The sequence below is a fragment of the Variovorax rhizosphaerae genome (assembly GCF_037889975.1).
Lineage (GTDB): Bacteria > Pseudomonadota > Gammaproteobacteria > Burkholderiales > Burkholderiaceae_C > Variovorax > Variovorax rhizosphaerae.
The window spans coordinates 557703-583335 of record NZ_JBBKZT010000001.1; the positions used below are offsets into that span (position 1 = coordinate 557703).

Sequence of the window (25633 nt, forward strand, 5' to 3'; positions counted from 1 at the left end):
CACGAATGAACGACACCATGCGCCATCGCTTCGTCCCTTCCTGCATTGCCACGGCCTGCGCGCTCTTCGGCATGGCCGACGCCCATGCGCTCACCTTCGAAACCGAGAGCCTCAAGGGCAGCTTCGACTCCACCGTGAGCCTCGGCTCCGGCGTGCGCCTGAAGGACCCCAGCACCACGCTCATCAACGCCGGCAACACCGGCGGCCCGCCGGGCGAGCTGTCGCCGCTGTCGGGCATGGGCGACCAGGGCAACCTGAACTACGGCAAGGGCGATGCCTTCACCACCTACCTCAAGGGCAGCCATGAACTGTTGCTGAAGATGCCCGAGGGCGTCACCTTCATGGGCCGCTTCAGCTGGCTGAGGGACTTCACCTCCACCCACACCACGGGCTACATCAGTTCCGCGCCGCCGATCGAGTCGCGCGACGGGCTGGCACCGGACGCGCGTGACGACCTGCGCTTCAAGGCCCGGCTGCTCGACCTGTGGGTCAGCAAGAGTTTCTCCATCGGCGAGCAGACGGCCCGCGTGCGGATCGGCAACCAGGTGGTCAACTGGGGTGAGAGCCTCTTTCTACCGGGCGGTATCAACGCCACCAATGCGATGGACATCATGCGGCTGTCGCAGCCCGGCACGCAGCTGAAGGAAGCGGTGCTGCCCGCGCCGATGATCAGCGTCGCCTCGGGGCTGGGTGCCGGCTTTGCGGCCGAAGCCTATGTGCAGACCGACTGGAACAAGAGCTACTTTCCGCCGAGCGGCAGCTACTGGTCCGTCACCAACGGCCTGGGCAAGGGCGCCAACACCTACGGCATCCAGGACACCAAGCCCAAGCAGACCGGCCAGGGCGGCGTCGCGCTGCGCTACCAGCCGGACGGCACGCAGCTCAACCTCGGCCTGTATGCGATGACGTACACCGACAAGACGCCCAACCTGGCGCTCACCGAATTCGGCCCGCAGTGGAAGTACCTCGAGAACCGCAAGATGTTCGGCCTGAGCGCGAACATGCCGCTGGGTGACTGGGCCATCGGCACCGAGCTCTCGTACCGGCCGAAGGATGCTGTGTTCATCTCGCCGAACGTCTCGGGTTGTTCGAGCCAGGGCGGCAATTGCTGGGTCGACCAGAAGCGCTTCCAGTGGGCATTGACCGGCATCCTGAGTCTCACGCCATCGAATGCCGAGCCGGTGCTCAAGTTCCTCGGCGCGCAGACCGCGACGCTGATGGCCGAGGCCGTGGTCATCGGCTACCCGAAGCTCAAGCCCACCTATGGCGGCGACCCGGTGGCCGCGGGCGGCTGGGGCTGGGGCAACGAGTACGCGGTCAATGCCGCGACCAACGCGCAATACCCGGTCGGCAGCAAGTACTCCAGCGGCTTCAACTTCGACTTCAGCTGGACCTATGACAGCACGCTGATCCCGGGTTGGCAGGTGGTGCCGGAGATCTACTACTTCCAGGCACTGAGCGGCCGCACGCCCAACCTGTCGGCCAACTTCATGAAGGGCGCGAAAGCGGTCAACCTGACCGTGACCTTCATCAAGAACCCGGCGACCTGGCAGTTCGGCGTCAACTACGCCAAGTTCTGGGGCGGCGAATCGGTGTTCGACCAGCCGCTGCGTGACCGTGACTTCATCGGCGTCTACGCGTCGCGCAACTTCTAGGAAGGCGCGAATCTTTCTACTGCGGCCACCGATCCCGGGCCTGCGATGTTGGCTCCGGCATGACAAGCGCTTCGCGCAATTGTCAGCCTCGCCGCAACTGCGTTGTCACCGCACGAGAGTGCGGTTCCGCGCCGCAGACCCGGCCTCGGCGCCCTCGCTACGAAATCTTCACACCTTCCGGGCCCTCAGTGCGTCCAACGGGATCACGTCGTGACTTCTCAAACCCTTGCCCCTTCCTTCGTGCAGCGCCTGCTGGCCCGCCTCGAGGACTTCTTCTTCACGCGGCGCAAGCCGCTGCTCATCGCACTCGCGCTGCTCACCGTGGTCATGGGCGGTCTCGCGCTGCAATTGCGCATGGACGCCGGCTTCGAAAAGCAGATGCCGATCGGCCACGAGTACATCCGCACCTTCCAGCAATATCGCAACGACGTGCTCGGCGCGAACCGCCTCAACATCGTGGTGAAGGCGCGCAACGGCGGCATCTGGACGCCGGCCGGCCTCAAGCGCCTCTACGACGTGACGGAGGCGGTCAAGTTCCTGCCGAGCGTCGAGCGCCTCGGCGTGCAGTCGCTGTGGACGCCCAACAGCTTCGTCAACGAGATCACCGAGGAAGGCTTTCGCGCCGATCCGTTGATCGACGGCACCATCACGCCCGAGCAGCTCACACCTGAGCGAATCGCCGCGATCCGCCAGGCGACCGCACAGGGCGGCTTCGTTGGCTCGCTGGTCTCGCGCGACCAGACCAGCGCGATGGTCACGGGCGAACTCATCGAGTTCGACAAGGACGGCAAGAAGCTCGACTACGTTGCCTACAACCGCATCCTCGAAAAGGACATCCGCGACAAGTTCGAGGACGCCGACTTCGAGATCCAGATCATCGGCTTCGCCAAGCAGATCGGCGACATCGCCGACGGTGCCTCGGCCGTGATCGAGTTCTGCGCGCTGGCGCTGCTGCTGACGGCGGGCGCGGTGTACTGGTACAGCCATTCGGTGCGCTTCACCTTGCTGCCGATCGTGTGTTCGCTGACCTCGCTGGTGTGGCAGTTCGGTGCGCTGCGCCTGCTGGGCTTCGGGCTCGATCCGCTGGCGGTGCTGGTGCCCTTCCTGGTGTTCGCGATCGGCGTGTCGCATGGGGTGCAGCAGATCAACTTCATCGTGCGCGAGATCTCGCATGGCAAGAGCTGCCATGACGCGTGCCGGGCCAGCTTCACGGGCCTGCTGATCCCTGGCACGCTGGCGCTGGTGACGGCCTTCGTCTCTTTCGTCACGCTGCTGCTGATCCCGATTCCGATGGTGCGCGAGCTGGCCATCACGGCATCGCTCGGTGTCGGTTTCAAGATCATCACCAACCTGGTCATGCTGCCCGTGGCAGCGTCGTACTTCGACGTGCCCAAGTCCTATGCCGACCGTGCGATGGTGCAGCGCGAGGCGCGTGCGCGCTGGCTGCGCGTGGTCGTCAAGGTGGCCGAGCCGCGCAATGCCGCCATCACGCTGGCGGTGGTGGGCGCGATCTTCGCGACCGCCGTCTGGCAGAGCAGCGACCGCGTGGTCGGCACGCTGCAACCGGGCGCGCCGGAGCTGCGGCCCGAAGCGCGTTTCAACCGCGATGCGGTCGCCATCTCCACCAACTACGACACCGGCCTCGACTGGCTCACCGTGGTCTTCGAGGCTGCGCCCGACAGCTGCAGCAACATCGACATCGGCCTCTACCAGGATCGCTTCGCCTGGGCGCTGCAGCCGGTGGAGGGCGTGCTCTCGGTGTCCTCGTTCTCGCAGCAGATGCGCCTCTACAACGAGGGCTACAACGAAGGCAATCCGAAAATGAGCGTGGTGCCGACCGACCCCGGCAACTATGCCGCGCTGGCGGCCGAGATCTCGCGCATCCGCGGCACGATGCGCAAGGACTGCAGCATGACGGCCGTGCACCTGTTCCTCACCGACCACAAGGCCGCGACCATCCAGCGCGTGGTGAATGCGGTGAAGCGCTTCCGCGACACGCATCCGCAGCCCGGCGTGACCATCCGCCTTGCCTCGGGCAACGCCGGTGTGCTGGCCGCCGTCGATGAAGAAGTCGAGCACAGCGAGCTGCCGATGATGCTGTACGTCTACGCGGCCATCGTGATCCTGGTGTTCGCCGTGTACCGCGACTTCCGCGCCGTGCTGGCCTGCTGCCTGCCGCTCACCGTCGGCACCTTCATCGGCTACTGGTTCATGAAGGAACTGCAGATCGGCCTGACCGTGGCGACGCTGCCGGTGATGGTGCTGGCCGTGGGCATCGGCGTGGACTATGCGTTCTACATCTACAACCGGCTGCAGTTGCACCTGAGCAAGGGCCAGCCCATCGTCAAGGCGGTGGAGCACGCGATGCTGGAAGTCGGCACCGCGACCATCTTCACCGCCATCACGCTGGCGGTCGGCGTGGCGACCTGGTCCTTCTCCGACCTCAAGTTCCAGGCCGACATGGGCAAGCTGCTGGCCTTCATGTTCATGGTCAACATGATCATGGCGATGACCGCGCTGCCGGCTTTTGCGGTGTGGCTGGAGAGGTTGTTCCCGCGCAAGGTGCCGATGCGTGCGCCTGGCTTGCTGAGCCATTGAAGAGGGGAGCAGGAACATGAACAACGCATTCCTCTCGCGCAGCCTGCGTGCATCGATCGTGGCCCTGGGTTGCGGCCTTGCAAGTCTCGCGGCTTGCGCGCAGGCGCCGGTGGATGGCGCGCCGTCCGCGCTCGTGCCAGCGCAACGCGTGGCCCATGCGCTGAAGGCCGAGATGCTGGCCATCGCCAGTGCCGGCCCGCGCTTCGTCGCAGTCGGCGACCACGGTGTCGTGCTGCTCAGCGACGACGCGGGCAAGGCATGGCGCCAGGCGAAGTCGGTGCCAGTCGACGTCAAGCTCAACAGCACCAGCTTCGTCGACGGCAAGCAGGGCTGGGCCGTCGGCCATCGCGGCGTGATCCTGCACACGCAGGACGGCGGCGATACCTGGGTGGTGCAACGCATGGCCGCGCAGGAAGACCGTCCGCTCTTCGCCGTTCACTTCTTCGACGCCGGCCACGGCGTGGCCGTCGGCCTGTGGTCGCTGGTGCTCGTGACCGAGGACGGCGGCAAGAGCTGGAAGGAACAGAAGCTCGCGCCGCCCCCCGGCGGCAAGACCGCGGACCTGAATTTGCTGAGCCTGTTCGCGGACAGCAAGGGCCGTCTGATCGCGACCGCGGAGAAGGGCATGGTGCTGGTCTCGGAAGACCAGGGCCATGCATGGCGCTACGTCGAGACGGGCTACAAGGGCTCGTTCTGGACCGGCGTGGCTGCGGACGGCGCCTGGGTGGTGGGCGGCCTGCGCGGCTCTCTCTATCGCAGCACCGACGACGGCGCGCACTGGGACCGCATCGACACCGGCAGCACCTCGTCGATCACCGGCCTGGCCGCGCGTGGCAAGCAGGTGCTGGCCGTGGGCCTCGACGGCCTCGTTCTGCACAGCAACGACGGTGGTTCGCACGTCAAGCCCGAGATACGCGAAGACCGCCTCAGCCTCACCGCCGCCGCGCTACTGCCCGACGGCAAGGCACTCCTCCTGTCGCGCAACGGTCCGGTCGAATCCGCCGGCCGCTGAACACACACAACACATCCGAAGAAGGACATCGCATGTCATCCACAGAACTCCTCCAGCGCCGCTTCGACATCCTCGGCAAGCGCGCACCGCTTTTCTACGAAAAGCCGCTGCACATCGTGCGCGGTGAAGGCGTCTGGCTGCACGGCGCCGACGGCAAGAAGTACCTCGACGCCTACAACAACGTCGCCCACGTGGGCCATTGCCATCCGCGCGTGGTCGATGCCATCTGCGCCCAGGCCCGCACCCTCAACACCAGCACGCGCTACCTGCACGAGACCATCGTGCGCTATGCCGAGCGCCTGGCCGCGACCTTCGCGCAGGAAGACATGATGGTGATGTTCTGCTGCAGCGGCAGCGAGGCCAACGAGCTCGCGCTGCGCATGGTGCGTGAAGTCAGCGGCGGCACCGGCGTCATCTCGACGGCCCACTCGTACCACGGCAACACGGCGGCGGTATCGCAGGTGAGCGCCATCCTCAGCACGCCCGACCAGCGCGGCCCCGACGTGCGCATGATCCCGGTCATCGACCCGTACCGTGATCGCGGCCAGCAAGACGATGCCACGCTGGTCGACGGCTACTGCGCCGAGGTCGACAAGGCCATCGCCAGCTTCGGAGACGGCGGCCGCAAGTTCGCCGGCATGATCCTGTGCACCGGCCTTTCCTCCGAAGGCCTGCCCACGCAACCGGCCGGCTACATGCGCCGCGTCGCCGAGCAGGTGCGCGCGGCCGGCGGCTACTTCATCGCCGACGAAGTGCAGGGCGGCTTCGGCCGCTTCGGCAGCCACTTCTGGGGCCACCAGGTGCAGGGCGTGGTGCCCGACATCGTGACGCTCGGCAAGCCCATGGGGAACGGCCATCCGATGGCCGCGGTGATCGCGCGCCGCCACATCGTCGAGCGCTTCACCGAGTTGAACCCGATGTACTTCAACACCTTCGCCGGCAATCCGGTGTCGTGTGCGGCAGGCATGGCCGTGATGGATGTGCTGGAGGACGAAGACCTGGTCGCCAACGCGAAGACCACAGGCGACGATGTGCTGGCGCAACTGCGCGATCTGGCACAGCGCCACGAGTTGATCGGCGATGTGCGCGGACGAGGACTCTTCTTCGCGGTGGAACTGGTGCAGGACCGCGAGACCAAGACGCCGGCGACCGATGCCGCCAAGGAGATCATCAACGCGATGAGCCGCGCCGGCGTGCTCATCAGCCGCATCGGTCCTTTCGACAACATCCTGAAGATCCGCCCGCCGATGCCCTTCACGAGCGGCAATGCGGACCAGCTGATCGAGACGCTCGACCGCGTGATGTCTTCGCTGCGCGTCGCCGCATAGGTCACGGAGCCCACGCCGTGACCGACACGCTGCACACCACGCCCGACGAACACGCCTTCCGCCAGATCGCACTCTCGGCCCTGATCCACTGGGACCTGAAGCCGGCTGGCATCCATCTCATCAAGGTGCGCGAGAACGCGGTGTTCCGTGTCGACTGCGAACACGGCCGCAAGGTGGTGCTGCGCGTCCATCGCCAGGGCTACCACTCCGACGATGCACTGCGCTCCGAATCCGAATGGATGGCCGCGCTCGAACGCGATGGCTTGCAGGTGCCGCGCGTCATCGCGTCGCGTTATGGCCGGCCTTTCGAAGTCATTGGTGCCACGACCAGTTCCATCGGCCACCAGGTCGACATCATCGAGTGGATCGACGGCCGGCAACTCGGCTCGGTGGAAGAGGGCGTCAGCGGCGGCGACGAAGAGATCGCACGCAAGTACCGCATCGTCGGCGAGACCATGGCGCGCATGCACAACCAATCGAGCCGCTGGCAGCCGGTCGATGGCTTCGCGCGTCACAGCTGGTGCGAGGAAGGTCTCGCCGGCCTGCGCCCGCTGTGGGGCCGCTTCTGGGAACTGGAGGCGCTGCTGCCCTCGCAGCGCAGCTTGCTCGGCTCCGCGCGCATGGCGATCCGCGAAGACCTGCTCGCCATCGGCAAGTCCGCGCAGGTCTACGGCCTCATCCATGCGGATCTGGTGCCGGAAAACTTCCTCGTCGACGGCGACGACGTCCGCGTGATCGACTTCGACGACGCAGGCTTCGGCTGGCACCTGTTCGACGTCGCGACCTCGCTGTACTTCCTGAAGGCGGAGCCGTACTACGACGTGGCGCAGGCCGCGCTCGTCGAAGGTTATCGGCGGCGCCGCGACCTGAGCGATCAAGCCCTTGCAAGCCTGCCGATGTTCCTCGCAGCACGCAGCACCACCTACCTGGGCTGGGTGCATGAGCGCAAGGGCACGGCCACCGCGATCGAGCTGACGCCGATGCTCATCGAGCTGGCCTGCGGCGTGGTCGAAGACTACCTGGCACAGCGCGCTCGCCGACCGGTTTCCTCTGCATCTGCAACGCAAAGTCCTTCCCTGGAGCCCACATGAGCCATCAAGACGGCAAGCTGCGACCGGTCCTGCGTTTCTCCGACCTGCTGATCTACGGCATGACCTACATGGTGCCGGTGGCGCCGTGGGTCATCTTCGGCTTCCTGCACGTCACTTCGGGCGGCACGCCGGCGCTGGCGTACCTGCTGGGCATGGGCTGCATGGTCTTCACCGCGGCCAGCTACGCGACCATGGTGGAACGCGTACCGCGCGCGGGCTCGGTGTATGCCTATGCCCGCGTCGCCCTCGGCCCGTTCGCGGGCTTTCTTGCCGGCTGGCTGATGCTGCTGGACTACATCCTGTTCCCGGCGCTGACCTGCGTGTTCGCGGCGATCGGGCTCAACAGCCAGACCCCGGCCATCCCGCGCGAGGCCTGGGTGGTCGGCCTGGTGCTCGTGACGCTGGCGGTCAACTGGTTCGGCATCGGCGTCAGCGCGCGCATCAACGCGGTGTTGTTCTGGGTGTCGGTGGCGGCGGTCGGGGCTTTCATCATTGCCGCGGTCATCGCGCTGAGTGGCGGCAAGGGTGCGGGCCACGTGAGCACGCTGTCGCTCTGGCCTGCGCACATCGTCTGGCAGTCGCTGCTGCCCGGCGTGGCACTGGGCGTGATGTCATACCTGGGCTTCGACGGCATCTCGACGCTCAGCGAAGAGGTGCGCCCCGAGCATCGCCACCTGATCGGCCGCGCCATCATGCTGAGCCTGCTGCTGACCGGCGTGTTGTTCGTGGTGCAGGCTTCGCTGCTGAGCGACCTGATGGTGGGCTTCAAGGTCGGCGACCCGGCTTCACTGGCCTATGACGTGGCCAATGCCACGCTGGGCCCGACGCTCGGCGGGGTGATGACCTGGACCGTGGTGGTCGCGGCCATCGTCGCGATGGTGCCGATCTGTGCCGGCGTGGCGCGGCTCATGTATGCGATGGGACTCGACGGCCAGTTGCCGCGCGTGCTCGGGCGTGTGCATGCCAAGCACGGCACGCCACATGTGGCGATGCTTTTGACCTCGGTGATCGCATTGCTGGTCGCGCTCGTCGGCGTGGACCATGCGGATGAGTTGTCGACCATGATCAACTTCGGCGCGCTCGGGGGCTTTTTGCTGCTGCATCTGTCGGTGCTGCGCTTCTTTGGCAAGCACGAGAAGACGGTGCGCTTCGTGCGGCATCGGCTGCTGCCGGGCATCGGGTTGCTGGTCAGCGTGGGCCTGTTGCTGAGTCTGAGTCCGTTGGCGTTGGCGGTTGGCGCGGGATGGCTGATGGCTGGGTTGCTGCTGTGGGTGGTGGTGCTGCGCGGGCGGCCGGCTTCGGAGGTGTTGCCGGTTGATGAAGCGCTGGATTCGCGCGTCGGGGCGTAAGAGCGGCAGGGGCCGCATGGCGGCGCTCCAGAGGTCGCGGCGTGCGAAGGCCCTGTATTGCCGCGGCCGTGTTGCCGTAACAAAATGCCATGTGTAGACTGAACTTGAAGGAGTTACACATGGCCACCAACCTAGCCCTTGATCAAGAACTTCTGAACCGCGCATTTCTGCTCAGCGGAGAAGTCACGAAGAAGGCTGCGGTCACGCGTGCGCTTCAGGAGTTCATTGCCCGTCGCGAGCAGAAGCGAGTTGCCGATCTTTTCGGCAAGCTCGATTGGGACTCATCCTTCGATTACAAGTCCGAGCGATCGCGCAAGTCATGAGCTTGCTTGTGGACACCAGCGTCTGGTCGCTCGCCTTGCGCAGGGATGGCGACCTTCAGACGCCGCAGGTCATCGCGTTGCGCAACGCACTTCACGGAGCGGACCAAGTGTTCAGCACCGGGCTTGTGCTGCAGGAACTCCTGCAGGGCTTCGCCGGCCCGAAAGCACGCGACAGCATCATCGAGCGCTTCACCGCCTTGGCCTTCATCGAGCCAGATCGTCAGGACCATATCGAAGCCGCCGAGGTTCGCAATACCTGCCGCCGCCATGGTGTTCAGATCGGCACGATTGACGCCTTGCTCATTCAGCTCAGCCGTCGACACGATCTTCGGCTCCTGTCGACCGACAAGGACTTTCAGTCTGCGTCGAGGCATGCGGAGTTCGGCCTCTGGAATGCCAGCAATGGCTGACATCGAAGGTTGAGCGGATCGAGCACTCAACCCACCCGCGCCCGCTGCGCGCCCACCAACGCAAGAACGGCCACGACGCTCGCGACCAGCAGCACCCACAGCCCCGTCGTGTAGCCACTCGCTGGCGTCCACAACACCCCCAGCATCAGCGGCGCAATGGCGCGGGCAATCGCCATCGGCAACCCAAGCGCGCCATTCAGCGTGGCGACGTGCTCGCGGCTCACGTACTGCGCAATCGCCGTCCCCTTGACGATCGTCAGCATGCCGTTGCCCATGCCGTACAACGCGACGAACACCAACGCCGCGCCCGCATGCCCGCTGCCGGCAAGCAGCGCGATCAAGCCGAGCGGGATCAAGCAGGGAATCAGCCGGTTCGCCAGATGCAGGTCGAAGCGGTGCTCGAAGAAGTAGAGCAACGCCCGCCCGAAGACCTGCACGATGCCGATGCTTGCCGGCACCGCGATGGCCCACGCCTCCGGAAGTCCGCTGCCGCGCAACAGGCTCACCATGTGCGGCGGCAGCGCGGCCGTGACGGCCATCAACAGCACCGCGAACACACCGATCAGCAGGAAGGGTTTGCTGCGCAGGAAGTGGGACGCAGGCAGCGTTGTGGTCGATGCCGCTGCGCCGGTCTCGCGCAATGCCGACGGCTTTGGCGCGCCACGCAACACGATGGCATGCAAGGGCACGCAGATGAACAGATGGATCGCCGCCAGCACCCACAGCGCATGCCGCCAGCCGATCGCGCCGATGAGCCACGCAATCAACGGAATGAACACCGTGCTGGCCAGCCCGCCCAGGAAGGTGAGCGTGATGATCGCGCGTCGAAACCCCAGCGGAAAGCGCCGCGTCACGATCGCGAAGGCCGGCGCGTACAGCGTCGCCGCGAGCGCCCCGCCCAGCACGATCCACACCGCATAGAAGCCCGCCGCGTCCTGCACGAAGCCATGGGCAAAAAGCCCGAGCGCCATCACGAGCGAGCCGCCCGTCATCACCGCGCGTTCATGCCCCGCGTCGATCCAGCGCCCCACCGGCCAGGCCATCACGCCTTCGGCCAGCAGGCCCAGGCTGAAGGCCAGCGACGATTGCGCGCGGCTCAAACCCAGCGACTGCTCGACCGGCTCCATCAGCAGCGCGAACGCGTAGAACACGCTGCCCCAGGTGATCAACTGTCCGACCGACAACCAACCGACCATGCGTGCGTCGTAGAGGGGCCGCCCGGGAGACACGCCGGAGCCGCCGTGGTTCAGGGCGCTACCGGTTTCGCCGGGCATTGGCAGGTTCACGCTCGGGTCCCGGACCGGTAAAGGCCTTCAGTTCCCCCAGTTCAAGAAAGGTGAAGCGCCCCGAGGGATGCCAGCCGCCGGTGTCGATGAAATGAACATTCCCCAAGGTCTCCATCGCGGGAATTGTCATGTGCCCATGCACGACGGCACGGATGTTCCTGACGACGCCCCGGTAGCGCCGTTGATGGCGCTCGATCGACCAGAGGCACTGGCTGGCAATGCTGTCGATGTTGTCGAGCGCCCGCCAGTCGATCGCGCTCAGGTCGCGCCAGTCGTCCGATGGAAAGTCGGCGTGCACCATGCCGACCACGCCCCCGGACGTTTCCACTTCGAAGGCCATCGGCAACGCGCGCAGGCGTTCGCCGATACGCCGCCGTTCGGCCACCGGCAGGTCGCGCAACCATGCACCCCCGTGCGCGGCGTGATCGACCGGTTCAAAAGGCCGGCCGAGCGCGCTGCGCCACGCCATGAAATCGTGGTTGCCGCAGATCGCGTGGAACCAGGGCAGGTCGAGCCATGCCACGACCTGCGCCGAATCGGGCCCGCGGTCGACCAGGTCGCCCACCGAGAACAGCCGATCCGTGGCGCTGTCGAAGCCGATGGCGTCCAGCGCGACTTTCAGGGCGCCGAATGCACCGTGGATGTCCCCGACGGCAAAGTCCCGCCCCAGCGTGTTCCTGGCGAACCGTGCGATGGCAGTCATGGCGAAACGTTCATGCGGTGTGCTCTGCCGTTCAGTCATTCAGCCGGCGCCACTCAGCGCCCGCCGGTACTGCACCGCCTCGGCCACGTGCGCGGCCTGCACATTCTCGGCGCCGGCCAAGTCCGCGATGGTGCGCGCGACCTTGAGCGCCCGGTGCGTCGAGCGCGCGCTCCAGCCGAGCTTGGTCGCTGCGGTCTGCATGAAGCGCATGCCGGCTTCGTCGAGCCCCGCATGCACGTCGATCTGCGCACCGCGCAGCGCCTGGTTGGGCACGCCCTGCCGCGTCATCGCCCGATCACGCGCGGCGGCGGCGCGGTCCCGGATGCCGGCGCTTGCCTCGCCCTGCGGCGCAGTCAGCAACTCCTGCGCGGACACGGCCGGCACTTCGATATGCAGGTCGATGCGGTCCAGCAAGGGTCCGCTGAGCTTGCCCTGGTAGCGCGAAATCTGGTCCGGCGTGCACCGGCAGGCTTTCAGCGGCGAGCCCGAGAAGCCGCAAGGGCAGGGGTTCATCGCGGCGATGAGCTGGAAGCGCGCGGGGAATTCGGAGCGTCGTGCGGCCCGTGCGATGGTGATGGTGCCGGTCTCCAGGGGCTCGCGCAGCGCTTCCAGCGCGGCCCGCTGAAATTCCGGGAACTCATCCAAAAACAAAATGCCGTGATGCGCGAGGGAGATTTCTCCAGGCCGAGGAGGGGAGCCACCGCCCACCAATGCCACCGCACTTGCGGAATGGTGCGGCGCACAAGTTGGCCGAACGCCCCACCGGTCGACCGCGAAGCGCCCGGCCAGGCTCGACACCGCCGCGCTTTCCAGCGCCTCGTCCACCGACATCGCCGGCAGCAATCCGGCAAAGCGCTGGGCCAGCATCGACTTGCCCGAGCCCGGCGGCCCGACCATCAGCAGGCTGTGCCCGCCCGCCGCCGCGATCTCCAGTGCACGCTTGGCGCCGGCTTGCCCTTTCACGTCAGACAAGTCCGGATAGCTTGGAACGTAAGTACCGGCTTCCGGAACAACGCGCATCCAGCCGTCCTCTCCCGCTTCGACCTGAAGCGGATCGTCCGCACCCGCTGGCAGAAACCGCCGCGCAACGTCCAGCAAATGCCGCGCACCATACACCTCCGAGCCGGGCACCAGCGCCGCCTCCTGCGCGCTCTCGGCTGGCAGCACCAATCGGGTCGCAATGCCCCGGCTGTGCAGCGCCAACGCCATCGCCAACGCCCCGCGCACCGGCCGCAGATGGCCGGACAACGACAGCTCGCCGGCAAACTCATGCCCCGCCAGCTTCGCCGCATCGACCTGCCCGCTGGCGGCCAGGATGCCCAGCGCAATCGGCAGGTCGAAACGCCCGGAGTCCTTGGGCAGGTCCGCCGGGGCCAGGTTCACGACGATCTTCTTGTTGTTCGGAAACTCCAGCCCCGCGTTCTGGATGGCCGAGCGCACGCGTTCGCGCGCCTCCTTCACTTCCACATCGGCCAGCCCGACCAGCGTAAAACTGGGTAATCCATTGGCCAGATGCACCTCAACCGTGACGCTGGCCGCTTCCAGGCCCAGCAAAGCACGGCTTTGCACCAAAGACAGACTCATTTCCTCTCCCTCACCAAAACGGTGCATCCACCGCTGTGGTGCGCTCTTGTTTACTTTTCAGTTCCACGCTTCTGCGTCGAAACACTTCCGTAACGATTTTGCCCGTCAGTTGTGAGTGTTTGTGAATGCCCTCGGGGTTATCCAGCATCGATCGCATCACTTTGGCACGCTCCCTGCTTTGAAGGGTTTCCCAACCTTTCAAATATACGTAGGAGTTCCCTCGATGATGCACCGTCACACTGCCAAGGCTTTGGTTGCACTGGCCACCACGCTCGCAACGTCGGGCGCCGCTTTCGCCCAGAGCACCCCAGCGGCAGAGCCGGCTGCTGCCGCACCCGTCGTCTCGCCGATCACGGCCAACGTCTCGCTCACGACCAACTACAAGTTCCGCGGCCAGGACCAGGACATGATCAGCAGCGGCTTCACCACCCCGGTCAAGACCAGCTGGTTCAAGCCCGCCATCCAGGGCGGTTTCGACTATGCGCATGCCAGCGGCTTCTACCTGGGCAACTGGAACTCCAGCGTCAACTGGCTCCCGGGCAACAGCATCGAGAGCGACTTCTACGGCGGCTACAAGTTCAAGGCCGGCCCGGTCGACCTCGACTTCGGCGTGCTGCAGTACTACTACTCGGGCAATACGGCCGGCAACACGACCGAAATCTACGGTGCGGCCACCTGGTCCGACGAAGCCATCGGCGGCTTCACCGCCAAGTACTCGCACACCGTGTCGAAGGACTACTTCAACTATGCCGGCCACAAGGGCGGCTCGGGCCTGAAGGGCCAGAACACGGGTTACCTGAACCTGTCGTACAGCAAGACCGTGCTGACCAGCCTCACGTTGAAGGCGGCCATTGGCTACACCTTCATGTCCTCGGACATCAAGAGCCTAGGCTACAGCAACTACATGGACTACAACGTCGGCGCGAGCTGGGACTTCGGCGGCGGCCTGTCGCTGGCGGGTTCGGTGCAAGGCGCCAACCACAAGAACACCTATGCCGTGGCCAACAACCCCGGCATCGACCTCGGCTTCGGCCCGATCGGCGCGACGACCTACTCGCCGAACAAGGCCCGCTTCATCGCGACGCTGACCAAGACGTTCTAAGAAAAACGAAAAGCAGGCCCGGCCCTTGCAGGGGTCGAGCCATCCATATTTCCTCAGGAGTAACAGAACCATGAAGCTGGTCACAGCCATCATCAAACCCTTCAAGCTGGACGAGGTGCGCGAAGCACTCTCGACCATCGGCGTGCAGGGCATCACCGTGACCGAGGTCAAGGGCTTTGGCCGGCAGAAGGGCCACACCGAGCTGTACCGCGGTGCGGAGTACGTGGTGGACTTCCTGCCCAAGGTCAAGATCGAAGCCGCCGTGGCGGACGACCTGGTCGAGCGCGTGATCGAAGCCGTCGAGGGCGCAGCCCGCACCGGCAAGATCGGCGACGGCAAGATCTTCGTGTACGACCTCGAGCAGGTCGTGCGCATCCGTACCGGTGAAACCGGTCGCGAAGCCCTCTGATTTCAAGCATTTCAAGGCACGAAAGAACACCCCAATGAAAAAGTTGCTGATCTCCCTCGCGCTAGGCGTGGGCGTACTGACCGCCAGCTTCTCGGGCTTTGCCCAGTCGCCGGCGCCAGCCGCCGAAGCCACGGCGCCCGCTGCCACGGCAGCCCCCGCCGCCACGGCGCCCGCAGCTGCTGCACCCGCCGCCGCTGCAACCGCCGCGCCGGCCGACGCCGCCGCCGCAACCGCCCCCAGCTTCAACAAGGGCGACACCGCCTGGATGATGGTCTCCACGCTGCTGGTCATCATGATGACCGTGCCGGGCCTGGCCCTGTTCTACGGCGGCCTGGTCCGCAGCAAGAACATGCTGTCGATCCTGATGCAGGTGATGGTCACGTTCTCGATGATCGTGGTGTTGTGGCTCATCTACGGCTACAGCCTGGCGTTCACCGAGGGCAACTCCTTCATCGGCGGGTTCGACCGGCTGTTCATGAAGGGGATCTTCGATCCGGCCACGGGCGTCTTCGCACCCGGCGCGACCTTCAGCAAGGGTGTCTACATCCCTGAACTGTTGTTCGCGGCTTTCCAGGCCACCTTCGCCGGCATCACCTGCACGCTGATCGTGGGCGCCTTCGCGGAGCGGGCCAAGTTCTCGGCCGTCCTGCTGTTCATGGTGCTGTGGTTCACCTTCGCCTACACGCCGATCGCGCACATGGTCTGGTTCTGGATGGGCCCGGACGCCTACACCAGCGCGGCAGTGGTCGATGAGTTGAACGCCAAGGCCGGCCTGATCTGGCAATGGGGCGCGCTCGACTTCGCAGGCGGCACCGTGGTGCACATCAACGCGGCTGTCGCCGGCCTGGTCGGTGCCATCCTGATCGGCAAGCGCGTGGGTTACGGCAGGGAAGCCTTCACGCCGCACTCGCTCACGCTGACCATGGTGGGCGCCTCGCTGCTGTGGGTGGGCTGGTTCGGCTTCAACGCAGGTTCGGCCCTCGAAGCCGGCACCAGCGCCGTGCTCGCCTTCATGAACACCTTCACCGCTACCTCGGCCGCCGTGCTCGCATGGTCCATCGGTGAAGCGCTGATGAAGGGCAAGGCCTCCATGCTGGGTGCGGCCTCTGGCGCCGTCGCCGGCCTGGTGGCGATCACGCCGGCCGCCGGCAACGTCGGCCTGATGGGCGCGATCGTGATCGGCTTCGTCGCCGGCTTCGCCTGCCTCTGGGGCGTGCATGGCCTGAAGAAGCTGCTGAAGGCGGACGACTCGCTCGACGTGTTCGGCGTGCACGGCGTGGGCGGTATCGTCGGCGCGCTGCTGACGGGCGTGTTCAACACGCAGTCGCTCGGCGGCCCCGGCTATGTCGGCGACTGGGTCACGGCGACCGTGGTGGCTGGCGAGATCGGCCCGCAAGTGCTGACGCAGCTCAAGGCGGTGGTGCTGACCATCGTGTGGTCGGGCGTGGTCTCCTTCATCGCCTACAAGATCGCCGACCTGACGATCGGCCTGCGCGTGACGGAAGAAGAAGAGCGCGAAGGCCTCGACATCTCGTCGCACGGCGAGACGGCATACAACAGGTAAGCCCCCAGGCCTCGCGGCACTGCGTGCCGCGAGGCCTTCCCCTGCTGGGGGCGATACCAGCGGGTCGGTAAAGCCGGTTCCGCGGTATCCCCCGAATGAGCATCGAGCCACCTTTTCCGGGTGGCTTTTTGCTTTTGGCGGATGTGAACGGGTTCATAGGTCTTGTGCGCGTGCGGGCATAGAGTGCACCCATGGACGCTGCCCTGCTCGAAACCGACTACCTGGTGATTGGCGCCGGCGCCAATGCCATGTCCTTCGTCGACACGCTGCTCGACGAGACGCAGGCCGACATCGTGATGGTGGACCGGCATCACCGGCCTGGCGGGCATTGGAACGACGCGTATCCCTTCGTCCGGCTGCATTCGCCATCCGCGTTCTACGGCGTCAACTCGCGCCAGCTCGGCAACGGCGGCAAGGATCTCGTCGGGCTCAACCAGGGGCTGTCGGAACTGGCTTCCGGCGCGGAGGTGGTGGACTACTTCGACCAGGTGATGAACCAGCGCTTCCTGCCTTCGGGGCGGGTGCACTACTTCCCGATGTGCGAGGTCGATGCGGACGGCGCCGGCTTCAGCGCGCTGCTGACGGGCGCGCGGCAGGCGGTGAAGGTGCGCCGGAAGATCGTGGATGCCACCCATGCGCGCACCGAAGTGCCCTCCACCCGTCCGCCGCCTTACCCGGTCGCGGCGGGCGTCCGCTGCGTGCCCCCGAACGAGTTGCCGAAGATCGGCCGGCCGCATCCGGCCTACGTGGTGATCGGCTCCGGCAAGACCGGCATCGACACCTGCCAATGGCTGTTGCAGAACGGGGTGGACCCCGATGCGATTCGCTGGATCGTGCCGCGCGATGCGTGGTTCCTGGACCGCGGCGCGGTGCAGCCCGGCATGGAGGGCTTCGATCGAACCTTTCTCGGCCTGGCCGAGCAGATGGAGGCGATCGCTGCCGCCAGCTCGATCGCCGACCTGTTCCTGCGGCTCGAGGCGTCGCACCAGGTGCTGCGCCTGTCGCCGTCGATCGAACCGACGATGTACCGCTGTGCCACCGTCGCGCCAGCTGAAATGCGCGAGGTGCAGCGGATCACGAACATCGTGCGCCTGGGGCATGTGCGCTCCATCGAGCCGACGCGCATCGTGCTCGACCACGGCACCATCCCGGCCGGCCCCGACTGGCTCTACATCGATTGCACCGCCAATGGCATACCCCCGCCGCAGGTCAAGCGCGTGTTCGACGGCGACAGGGTCAACCTGCTGATGGTGCGCAGTTGCCTGCCGGCCTTCAGCTCTTCGCTGATCGCGTTCGTGGAAAGCCTGGACACCGACGACGCGGAAAAGAATGCCCTCTGCGCCATCATCCCGCCGCCCAGCGTACCGGTCGACTGGCTGCGCATGATGGCCGTCGCGATGGCCAACGGGCAGCGTTGGGCGAAACATCCTGCCGTGTCGGAGTGGATGGGCCGTGCCCGGCTGAACACGCTCGGCAACATGGTGCGCGGCGTCGACGAGAGCGATGCGGACCGGCAGGCGCTGCTGCGCCGCTACCGCGCGGCCACGAGGCAGGCCGCTGCCCGCCTGCCGGAGTTGCTGTCGGCGGTGGGCTGAGGGCCGGCGCCTTGGCCGGCCCGATTTCTGGTCGTTACTCGGCCCGGATGTCGTTGTTCTTGACCACGTCGCCCAGCAGCTTGTAGTAGCTCTTGGTCATCGCATCAAGTTGCGCGGGCGTGCCGCCGCCGGCATCGTCGCCGCGGTCGGCAATGGTCTTCTGCACGTTGGCGTCCTTGAGGGCGGTGTTCATCGCGGTGTTCACCTTCGTCACGATGTCCGCTGGCAGCCCGGCCGGGCCGTACAAGCCGATGAAGGAGATGATCTCGAAGTCCTTGATGCCGCTTTCCTTGGCGGTCGGCACATTGGGGAAGGCCGGCACGCGCTTGGGGCCGGTGGACATCAGGGCCTTGAGCTGGCCCGACTTGAGCATGGGCGCGACCACCGACGAGGCGTCGAACATGCACGGGATGCGGCCGGCGATCAGGTCGATCATGGCCGGGCTGCTGCCCTTGTAAGGCACGTGGCTCATCTTGGGCTTGCCGATGCGCTCGCGGAACAGTTCCATGGCGGTCTGCACCAGGCTGCCGGGACCGCCCGAGGCGTAGTCGACGGTCTTGCCGGCCTTGTCCTCGGCCTTGACCCACGCGATGAATTCCTCGACCGTCTTCACCGGCAGGGTGGCCGGCACCACCAGCATCAGCGACGAGGTCAGCAGCAGGCCGATCGGCGTGAGCTTGAGCGGGTCCGCCACCGGCGTGTTGCGGTAGGTGTGCGGGTTCAGCACCATGTTGCTGCCATTGCCGACCAGCAGCTTGTAGCCGTCCGGCGGCGACTTGGCGACGTAGTCGGTCGCGATGTTGCCGTTGACGCCGGGCTTGTTGTCGATCACGACGCCCTGGCCCAGGCTGGTCTGCATGCCCGCCGTGAGCACGCGGCCCGCGAAGTCGGTCTGCCCGCCAGGTGGATAGCCCACGACCAGCGTCACCGCCTTGTTGGGCCAAGCGCCTTGGGCGGAGGCGAAGCCCGGGAGAACGCTGGCAGCGCCCCCCAGGCACAGTTGCAACGCACTGCGGCGCGACAGCGAGGTCTTCGAATGGATGGTATTCATGGTCAGTTTCCCGTCAGTTTTTTGGGGCAGCCGCATCATAAGCGGGTGGTCGGCGGGCGCAAGGGCGTTGAACGGGGGGAGGGCAGGCGCCGCGCTTGCCCGCACAATCGCAGCACCATGTGGCAGACCCTCCCAGACTCCCTTTGCGAACTTGGCGAATCGCCTTTCTGGCATCCGCAGGAGCGCTCCCTCTATTGGGTCGACATCCCCGGCCGGTGCATCCTTCGCACGCGCGGCGCGATCGGGCCCGATGTCCGCGTCGAGCGCTGGGCGTTGGCCGAGGAGCCCGGCTGCATCGCGCCCGCCCGGCGCGGCGGCCTCGTCATGGCCTTGCGCAGCGGCATCCACCGCGCCCCGGAATGGGGCGGCGCGCTGCTATTGATGCAGGCCGCCGACTACGACACCGCGACAATGCGCTTCAACGACGGCAAGTGCGATCCGCTCGGCCGCTTCTGGGCCGGCACGCTGAATGAACCCAAGACGCAGCGCAACGCCACGCTGTATTGCCTGGATGCGCGCGGAGGCCTAACGCCGGTCATCACCAGGATGGCCAATGACGCCACCACCGCCAACGGACTCGGGTTCTCGCCGGACGCGGGCACGCTTTACTGGTCCGACACCGCCGCGCATGTCGTACGCGCCTGGGACTGGGCCGGCGACCGCAACACGCTCTCGCATGAGCGCGTGTTCCATCAGTTTGCTGCCAAGCCCGAGGGCTGGAGTGCCGGGAGCGGCGTGCCTTACCAGGGCCGTCCCGACGGCGCGACCGTCGATGCGGCCGGCGACTACTGGTCTGCCATGTTCGAAGGCGGGCAGCTATTGCGCCTGTCCCCCGAGGGCACGCAGCGCGAAGCCGTTGCGCTGCCGGTGCAGTGCCCGACCATGCCGTGCTTCGGCGGCGACGACCTGCGCACCTTGTTCGTCACCAGTGCGCGCAAGGGGCGGCCCGCGGCGGAGATCGAGCGCCTGCCCGCGTCGGGTTGCGTGGTCATGCGCCGTGTCGAGGCCAGGGGCCTGCCGGTCAATTTCTTCGACGACTGATGTGCGGCCATGTCCCTCCAGCACATCCCGCCGATCCAGTGCCTGCTGACTTTCGAGGCCGTGGCGCGGCTGCGGCACGCGGGCCGCGCGGCCGATGAACTGTGCGTGACGGCCAGCGCGGTCAGCCACCGCATCCGCCAGCTCGAGTCGCATGTGGGCTTCAAGCTGTTCGGCCGCAGCGACTTCAGCCTCACGGCCGACGGCGCGGCCTACCTGGCCAACGTGCGCACAGGCCTCGCCGCGTTGCAGGCCATGCCGGGCAGCAACAAGGCCACACAGCGCGCGGCACGCCTGCGCGTGGCGGTCACGCCCACCTTCAGCCGCCAGTTCCTGATGCCGCGGCTGGAAGCCTTCCGCAACCTGTATCCCGACATCGACCTGGTGCTGCAGGTGTCGATCCCGTTGCTGGACGTGACCGGCGAGCAGGCCGACCTCGAAGTGCGCTACGGCCCCGGCGCGTATGCCGACTGCGAACACCGGTTGCTGATCGAGGAGGAGGTGGTGCCGGCCTGCAGCCACAGCTACCTCAACGAGTTCGGGCCGTTCGACGGGTTTCGCACGGAGGCCGAGCTCGCCAGTGCCCGGCTGATCCGCAGTCCGCTGGAACCCTGGAACACCTGGTTCGCAAGCTGCGGCCTGGCCCAGCCCGAGCCGAAGGTCGGCTCGCAGTTCAACGACCTGGGCCTGGTCTACGATGCCGCCGCCAGCGGCTTCGGCGTCGCGCTGGTGCGGCTGAAGCTCGGTGCGGCGTGGTTTGAATCGGGGCGGCTGGTGTCGCTGTCGGACAAGCCGGTGTTGTCGCCGCACAAGCACTACATCTGCTGGCAGCCGGGCGCGCTGGAGCGGTGGCAATGCGCGGCCTTCGCTGATTGGCTGGCGCAGACCTTCCACGGCTGAAGGCGCGAATTTTTCTGCTGCGGACGCTGATCTCGGGCCTGCGGTGTTGGCTCCGGCATGACAAGCACTTCGCGCAGTTGTCAGCCTCTGCCGCAACTTCGGTGTCACCGCACGAGAGTGGGGTTCCGCGCCGCAGACCCGACCTCGGCGCCCTCGCTACGAAATCTTCGCGCCTTCAGGGCCGCCGCGAAATTTCTTCAACCCGAGGACAAAAAACAATCAACCCGCTGCGGGGCGCGCCTGCCTACAGTCACCGGCACAACATCCGGAGACAAACACATGACCTGGCAGCAGATCTACGACCCGTTCGGCAACATGATCATTTCCACCGCGCTGGCCGCGATTCCGGTGGTGGTGATGCTGGCCTGCCTGGGCTTCTTCCACATCAAGGCGCACATCGCTGCAGGGCTGGGCCTGCTGGCCGCACTGCTGGTGGCCGTGTTCGCCTACGGCATGCCCGCCGACATGGCCGGACGCGCGGCGCTGTTCGGCGGCTTCACCGGCCTGCTGCCCATCGGCTGGATCGTGCTCAACATCATCTTCCTGCAGCAGCTGGCCGAACAGAACGGCAGCTTCAAGGTGCTGCAGGATTCGCTCTCGGGCATCACCGAGGACCGGCGCATCCAGCTGCTGCTGATTGCGTTCTGCTTCGGTGCGTTCTTCGAGGGCGCGGCGGGCTTCGGGACGCCGGTGGCGGTGACCGCGGGCATCCTGATCGGGTTGGGCTTCTCGCCGCTGGCAGCCTCCGGACTTTCGCTGATCGCCAACACCGCCCCGGTGGCCTTCGGTGCATTGGGCACGCCAGTCATCACGCTCGCCAAGGTGCACGGCTACGACCTCATGGAAGTCACGGCCATGATCGGCCGGCAACTTCCCTTCTTCTCGCTGCTGGTGCCCTTCTGGCTCATCTGGGCCTTCGCCGGGCGCAAGGGAATGATGGAGATCTGGCCGGCGATCCTGGTGACGGGCCTGTCCTTCGCCATCCCGCAATACCTGGTCTCCAACTTCATCGGCCCGGAACTGGTGGACATCATTGCGGCCATCGTCTCGATGGTCAGCCTGGTGCTGTTCCTGCGCGTCTGGCAGCCGAAGAAGATCTGGCACTCGCCGTCCCTGCGCGGCAAGGACGTGAGCGCCCATGAAGCCAAGCCGCCGGCGCCCATCGTGGTGCATCCGCGGGCGGAGCTGATCCGTGCGTGGACGCCGTGGCTGATCCTGTCGGTGTTCGTCTTCGTCTGGGGCCTGCCGCCGGTGAAGTCCGCGCTCAACGGCATCTTCGCGCCGTCCTTCCCGATGGCCGGGCTGCACAACATGATCGACAAGATGCCGCCGGTGGTGCCCACGCCGCACAAGGAATCGGCGGTCTATGTGCTCAACCTGCTGTCGTCCACGGGCACCGGCATCCTGCTGTCAGCGATCGTGAGCGCGCTGTTCATGAAGTACAACCCGGTCGAGATCGTGCGCACCTTCTTCCGGACGTTGTGGCTGGTGCGCTACTCGCTGCTGACCATCGTGCTGATGCTGGCGCTGGGCACCTTGACGCGCTTCTCCGGTACCGACACCACGCTGGGCTTGGCCTTTGCGAACACCGGTGCGTTCTATCCCTTCTTCGGCACGCTGATGGGCTGGATCGGGGTGGCGATGACGGGCTCTGACACCGCTTCGAACGTGCTGTTCGGCGGCATGCAGAAGGTGGCGGCGGAACAGCTCGGCCTGAGCCCGAACCTGATGGGCGCGGCCAACAGTTCGGGCGGGGTGATGGGCAAGATGATCGATGCGCAGTCGATCGTGGTGGCCTCGACCGCCACGCGCTGGTTCGACCATGAAGGCGACATCCTGCGCTACGTGTTCTTCCACTCGATCGCGCTGGCCGCGCTGGTGGGGCTGTATGTGACGATGCAGGCCTATGTGTGGCCGTTCACCTTGATGGTGGTTCACTGAGAATGTCGGCTGAATCAGCCTGAAGCTCGCGATCGTCCTTGTCAACGCCGATTTGGCGCACAGCGCAATGGAAGTACAGAAATGAATGCCCCCGTCACGCCCACGCAGAACGAATTGCTTTCAAAGACAGAACGCCAGTCGCAGGTGGTGCGCGCGCTGCAAGCTCATCTGCCAGCGCACGCGCTGATCTGGCATGACGAGGACACGACGCCCTACGAATGCGACGGCCTCACGGCCTACCGCGCCCGACCGCTGGTCGTGGCCTTGCCCGAGACCGCTGCGCAGGTGCAAGCCGTGCTCAGGACCTGCCACAAGCTCGATGTCCCCGTCGTCGCACGCGGCGCGGGCACCGGCCTTTCCGGTGGCGCGATGCCCGACACCATGGGCGTGACGCTGTCGCTCGCCAAGTTCAACAACATCCTCGAGATCGACCCGGTCGCGCGCACCGCCAGCGTGCAGTGCGGCGTGCGCAACCTCGCGATCAGCGAAGCCGCCGCGCCCTACGGTCTCTACTACGCGCCCGACCCGTCGAGCCAGATCGCCTGCACCATCGGCGGCAACGTGGCCGAGAACTCGGGCGGCGTGCATTGCCTCAAGTACGGCCTGACCCTGCACAACGTGCTGCGCGTGCGTGGTTTCATGGCCGATGGCGAGCCCGTCGAATTCGGCGGCGCAGCGCTCGATGCACCGGGCCTCGACCTGCTCGCGCTCGTCGTCGGCAGCGAGGGCATGCTGGCCGTGACGACAGAAGTGCTGGTCAAGCTGGTGCCCAAGCCGCAACTCGCGCGCTGCATCATGGCCAGCTTCGACGACGTGCGCAAAGCCGGTGACGCGGTCGCAGCCGTGATCGCCGCCGGCATCATCCCGGCCGGCCTGGAGATGATGGACAAGCCCATGACCGCCGCAGTCGAAGACTTCGTGCGCGCCGGCTATGACCTCACGGCCGCCGCGATCCTGCTCTGCGAATCCGACGGTACGCCGGAAGAAGTCGAGGAAGAGATCGGCCGCATGAGCGAGGTGCTGCGCAGCTGCGGCGCCACCGCCATCGCCGTCAGCACCAGCGAGGACGAGCGCCTCAAGTTCTGGAGCGGCCGCAAGAACGCCTTCCCCGCATCGGGCCGCATCAGCCCCGACTACATGTGCCTGGACTCCACCATCCCGCGCAAGCGCCTCGCCGACATCCTGCTGGCGATCCAGGACATGGAGAAGAAATACAACCTGCGCTGCTGCAACGTCTTCCACGCGGGCGACGGCAACCTGCATCCGCTGGTGCTGTTCGATGCCAACGACCCGGACGAACTGCACCGCTGCGAACTCTTCGGCGCCGACATCCTCGAGACCAGCGTCGCGATGGGCGGCACGGTGTCGGGCGAGCATGGCGTCGGCGTGGAAAAGCTCAACAGCATGTGCGTGCAATTCACCGCCGCGGAGAACGAGCAGATGTTCGGCGTGAAGCGCGCCTTCGACCCGAGCGGCATGCTCAACCCCGGCAAGGTGATCCCGACGCTGCAGCGCTGCGCCGAATACGGCAAGCAGGTGTTCCGCGCCGGCGCGCAGATGCCCTTTGCCGACCTCCCACGTTTCTGATGAGCACCATGGACACCACTTTGCAAGCGATGGTCGAACGCGTTCGTGCGGCGGCGGCCAGCGCGACGCCGCTGTGCATCCGTGGCGGCAGCACCAAGGACTTCTACGGCGAGCCCATCGCCGGCGAAGCACTCGACACCACGCCGCTCGCGGGCATCGTGAGCTACGAGCCCAGCGAACTGGTCGTCACGGTGCGCACCGGGACGCCGCTGGCAGAACTGGAAGCCCTGCTCGCCGGCAAGGGCCAGTGCCTGGCCTTCGAGCCGCCGCGATTTGGTGGCGGCACCGTCGGCGGCATGGTCGCGGCGGGCCTGAGCGGCCCGTCGCGCGCCAGTGTCGGATCGGTGCGTGACCATGTGCTCGGCGCGGAACTGCTCAATGGCAAGGCCGAGTTGCTGCGCTTCGGTGGCACGGTGATGAAGAACGTCGCGGGCTATGACGTCTCGCGCGTGCTGGCCGGTTCGCTCGGCACGCTGGGCGTCATCACGGAGGTCAGCCTCAAGGTGCTGCCGGTGCCGCCGGCCGAAGCCACCTTGCGCTTCGATTGCAGCCAGGCCGATGCGCTGCGCCTGCTCAACAGCTGGGGCGGGCAACCGTTGCCACTGAACGCCAGTTGCTGGGTGGAGGATGCCGGGAATCCCGTGCTCTACCTGCGACTGCGCGGCGCCGTAGCGGCGGTGGAGGCCGCCTGCGCGCACCTCGGCGGCGAGCGACAGGAGAACGTCGCCGCTGATTGGGATGCCTGCCGCGACCAGACCCTGCCGTGGTTCGTCGACACACCCGCTACGCACGACCTGTGGCGCGTCTCGGTGCCGCAGACCGCGCCCGTGCTGGCCATCGCGGGCGAGCCGCCGCTGATCGAATGGCACGGCGCGCAACGCTGGTACCGCATACCGTCGGGCCAGGGCGGAGCCATCCGCGCCGCGGCGCGCGCAGCGGGCGGTCACGCCACGCTGTTCCGGCCGGGCGATGCGTCCCGATCAGACGCACGATTCGACACGCTCTCGCCCGCCCTCGCGCGCGTGCAGCACAACCTGATGCATGAGTTCGATCCGCATCGCATCTTCAACCGTGGCCGTCTCGGCAACGAAGGCAAAGCCTGGTAAA

At 66.4% G+C, this 25633-nt stretch carries 21 protein-coding genes; 17 read left to right on the top strand and 4 right to left on the bottom strand.

The genetic code is table 11. The features are described from left to right. Window positions 1–5: 5 nt before the first annotated feature. The 8 genes from WKW82_RS02450 to vapC all read left to right on the top strand — a co-directional run bounded on the left by WKW82_RS02450 (window position 6) and on the right by vapC (window position 9766). Window positions 6–1655 (top strand): DUF1302 domain-containing protein, encoded by a 1650-nt coding sequence (locus tag WKW82_RS02450; RefSeq protein WP_340340655.1) that lies wholly within the window; start codon window positions 6–8, stop codon window positions 1653–1655. Window positions 1656–1865: 210 nt separating this feature from the next. After that, a complete protein-coding gene (locus WKW82_RS02455; protein WP_340340656.1) occupies window positions 1866–4253 on the top strand; it encodes an efflux RND transporter permease subunit in 2388 nt (795 codons plus the stop codon). Between the two features lie 16 nt (window positions 4254–4269). Then, window positions 4270–5265, top strand: a complete 996-nt coding sequence (locus tag WKW82_RS02460) for a WD40/YVTN/BNR-like repeat-containing protein (protein ID WP_340340657.1) — start codon at window positions 4270–4272, stop codon at window positions 5263–5265. Window positions 5266–5297: 32 nt separating this feature from the next. Beyond that, window positions 5298–6593, top strand: coding sequence for an aspartate aminotransferase family protein (locus tag WKW82_RS02465; RefSeq protein WP_340340658.1), 1296 nt, complete (start codon window positions 5298–5300; stop codon window positions 6591–6593). Between the two features lie 17 nt (window positions 6594–6610). Further along, a complete protein-coding gene (locus tag WKW82_RS02470; protein ID WP_340340659.1) occupies window positions 6611–7684 on the top strand; it encodes a phosphotransferase enzyme family protein in 1074 nt (357 codons plus the stop codon). After that, window positions 7681–9033 (top strand): APC family permease, encoded by a 1353-nt coding sequence (locus WKW82_RS02475; RefSeq protein ID WP_340340660.1) that lies wholly within the window; start codon window positions 7681–7683, stop codon window positions 9031–9033. The genes WKW82_RS02470 and WKW82_RS02475 overlap by 4 nt, the downstream gene beginning before the upstream one ends. Before the next feature lie 119 nt (window positions 9034–9152). Beyond that, the gene (locus tag WKW82_RS02480) at window positions 9153–9356 is read left to right on the top strand and encodes a type II toxin-antitoxin system VapB family antitoxin (protein WP_340340661.1); all 204 of its coding nucleotides are present in this window, start codon (window positions 9153–9155) and stop codon (window positions 9354–9356) included. An 8-nt stretch (window positions 9357–9364) separates the two neighbouring features. Then, the gene (vapC, locus tag WKW82_RS02485; protein ID WP_340340662.1) at window positions 9365–9766 is read left to right on the top strand and encodes a type II toxin-antitoxin system VapC family toxin; all 402 of its coding nucleotides are present in this window, start codon (window positions 9365–9367) and stop codon (window positions 9764–9766) included. A 26-nt stretch (window positions 9767–9792) separates the two neighbouring features. Here vapC and WKW82_RS02490 read toward each other — a convergent pair whose 3' ends face one another. Genes WKW82_RS02490 through WKW82_RS02500 form a run of 3 tightly spaced genes read right to left on the bottom strand, consistent with a single transcriptional unit; the run spans window position 9793 to window position 13339 of the window. Then, window positions 9793–11052 carry an MFS transporter gene (locus tag WKW82_RS02490; RefSeq protein ID WP_340340663.1) on the bottom strand — a complete coding sequence of 420 codons (1260 nt, stop codon included), beginning with the start codon at window positions 11050–11052 and terminating at the stop codon, window positions 9793–9795. Further along, window positions 11021–11755 carry a metallophosphoesterase gene (locus WKW82_RS02495; RefSeq protein WP_340340664.1) on the bottom strand — a complete coding sequence of 245 codons (735 nt, stop codon included), beginning with the start codon at window positions 11753–11755 and terminating at the stop codon, window positions 11021–11023. Before WKW82_RS02495 ends, WKW82_RS02490 begins: the two co-directional genes overlap by 32 nt. A 39-nt stretch (window positions 11756–11794) precedes the next feature. Then, a complete protein-coding gene (locus tag WKW82_RS02500) occupies window positions 11795–13339 on the bottom strand; it encodes a YifB family Mg chelatase-like AAA ATPase (RefSeq protein ID WP_340340665.1) in 1545 nt (514 codons plus the stop codon). Window positions 13340–13562: 223 nt separating this feature from the next. On the opposite strand from WKW82_RS02500, the gene WKW82_RS02505 reads away from it, so the two are divergent. The 4 genes from WKW82_RS02505 (at window position 13563) to WKW82_RS02520 (ending at window position 18009) form a co-directional block, all read left to right on the top strand. Further along, window positions 13563–14441 (top strand): TorF family putative porin, encoded by an 879-nt coding sequence (locus WKW82_RS02505; protein ID WP_340340666.1) that lies wholly within the window; start codon window positions 13563–13565, stop codon window positions 14439–14441. A gap of 70 nt (window positions 14442–14511) precedes the next feature. Then, window positions 14512–14850, top strand: a complete 339-nt coding sequence (gene glnK / locus WKW82_RS02510; protein ID WP_213954512.1) for a P-II family nitrogen regulator — start codon at window positions 14512–14514, stop codon at window positions 14848–14850. Window positions 14851–14884: 34 nt separating this feature from the next. After that, window positions 14885–16414, top strand: coding sequence for an ammonium transporter (locus WKW82_RS02515; protein ID WP_340340667.1), 1530 nt, complete (start codon window positions 14885–14887; stop codon window positions 16412–16414). A 191-nt stretch (window positions 16415–16605) separates the two neighbouring features. Continuing rightward, complete coding sequence (locus WKW82_RS02520; RefSeq protein ID WP_340340668.1) at window positions 16606–18009, top strand: hypothetical protein; 1404 nt, start codon at window positions 16606–16608, stop codon at window positions 18007–18009. A 34-nt stretch (window positions 18010–18043) separates the two neighbouring features. Here the strand turns inward: WKW82_RS02520 and WKW82_RS02525 are convergent, their stop codons facing one another. Next, window positions 18044–19060, bottom strand: a complete 1017-nt coding sequence (locus WKW82_RS02525; RefSeq protein WP_340340669.1) for a Bug family tripartite tricarboxylate transporter substrate binding protein — start codon at window positions 19058–19060, stop codon at window positions 18044–18046. A 117-nt stretch (window positions 19061–19177) separates the two neighbouring features. On the opposite strand from WKW82_RS02525, the gene WKW82_RS02530 reads away from it, so the two are divergent. The 5 genes from WKW82_RS02530 (at window position 19178) to glcE (ending at window position 25632) form a co-directional block, all read left to right on the top strand. After that, entirely contained in the window at window positions 19178–20101 is a 924-nt protein-coding gene (locus WKW82_RS02530; protein ID WP_340340670.1) for an SMP-30/gluconolactonase/LRE family protein, read from the top strand. Between the two features lie 9 nt (window positions 20102–20110). After that, window positions 20111–20998 (top strand): LysR substrate-binding domain-containing protein, encoded by an 888-nt coding sequence (locus WKW82_RS02535; RefSeq protein WP_340340671.1) that lies wholly within the window; start codon window positions 20111–20113, stop codon window positions 20996–20998. A 279-nt stretch (window positions 20999–21277) separates the two neighbouring features. After that, a complete protein-coding gene (locus WKW82_RS02540) occupies window positions 21278–22939 on the top strand; it encodes an L-lactate permease (RefSeq protein ID WP_340340672.1) in 1662 nt (553 codons plus the stop codon). An 81-nt stretch (window positions 22940–23020) separates the two neighbouring features. Beyond that, window positions 23021–24526, top strand: a complete 1506-nt coding sequence (locus WKW82_RS02545) for an FAD-linked oxidase C-terminal domain-containing protein (RefSeq protein ID WP_340340673.1) — start codon at window positions 23021–23023, stop codon at window positions 24524–24526. An 8-nt stretch (window positions 24527–24534) separates the two neighbouring features. Beyond that, window positions 24535–25632, top strand: a complete 1098-nt coding sequence (gene glcE, locus WKW82_RS02550; protein WP_340340674.1) for a glycolate oxidase subunit GlcE — start codon at window positions 24535–24537, stop codon at window positions 25630–25632. Window position 25633: the final 1 nt, after the last annotated feature.

Excerpts from the sequence above, each read along its gene's own strand:
- WKW82_RS02450 (WP_340340655.1), top strand. The coding sequence starts at position 6 with ATGAACGACACCATGCGCCATCGCTTCGTCCCTTCCTGCATTGCCACG.
- WKW82_RS02460 (WP_340340657.1), top strand. The coding sequence starts at position 4,270 with ATGAACAACGCATTCCTCTCGCGCAGCCTGCGTGCATCGATCGTGGCC.
- WKW82_RS02465 (WP_340340658.1), top strand. The coding sequence starts at position 5,298 with ATGTCATCCACAGAACTCCTCCAGCGCCGCTTCGACATCCTCGGCAAG.
- WKW82_RS02475 (WP_340340660.1), top strand. The coding sequence starts at position 7,681 with ATGAGCCATCAAGACGGCAAGCTGCGACCGGTCCTGCGTTTCTCCGAC.
- WKW82_RS02480 (WP_340340661.1), top strand. The coding sequence starts at position 9,153 with ATGGCCACCAACCTAGCCCTTGATCAAGAACTTCTGAACCGCGCATTT.
- WKW82_RS02495 (WP_340340664.1), bottom strand. The coding sequence starts at position 11,755 with ATGACTGCCATCGCACGGTTCGCCAGGAACACGCTGGGGCGGGACTTT.
- WKW82_RS02500 (WP_340340665.1), bottom strand. The coding sequence starts at position 13,339 with ATGAGTCTGTCTTTGGTGCAAAGCCGTGCTTTGCTGGGCCTGGAAGCG.
- WKW82_RS02505 (WP_340340666.1), top strand. The coding sequence starts at position 13,563 with ATGATGCACCGTCACACTGCCAAGGCTTTGGTTGCACTGGCCACCACG.
- glnK (WP_213954512.1), top strand. The coding sequence starts at position 14,512 with ATGAAGCTGGTCACAGCCATCATCAAACCCTTCAAGCTGGACGAGGTG.
- WKW82_RS02515 (WP_340340667.1), top strand. The coding sequence starts at position 14,885 with ATGAAAAAGTTGCTGATCTCCCTCGCGCTAGGCGTGGGCGTACTGACC.
- WKW82_RS02520 (WP_340340668.1), top strand. The coding sequence starts at position 16,606 with ATGGACGCTGCCCTGCTCGAAACCGACTACCTGGTGATTGGCGCCGGC.
- WKW82_RS02525 (WP_340340669.1), bottom strand. The coding sequence starts at position 19,060 with ATGAATACCATCCATTCGAAGACCTCGCTGTCGCGCCGCAGTGCGTTG.
- WKW82_RS02530 (WP_340340670.1), top strand. The coding sequence starts at position 19,178 with ATGTGGCAGACCCTCCCAGACTCCCTTTGCGAACTTGGCGAATCGCCT.
- WKW82_RS02535 (WP_340340671.1), top strand. The coding sequence starts at position 20,111 with ATGTCCCTCCAGCACATCCCGCCGATCCAGTGCCTGCTGACTTTCGAG.
- WKW82_RS02540 (WP_340340672.1), top strand. The coding sequence starts at position 21,278 with ATGACCTGGCAGCAGATCTACGACCCGTTCGGCAACATGATCATTTCC.
- WKW82_RS02545 (WP_340340673.1), top strand. The coding sequence starts at position 23,021 with ATGAATGCCCCCGTCACGCCCACGCAGAACGAATTGCTTTCAAAGACA.
- glcE (WP_340340674.1), top strand. The coding sequence starts at position 24,535 with ATGGACACCACTTTGCAAGCGATGGTCGAACGCGTTCGTGCGGCGGCG.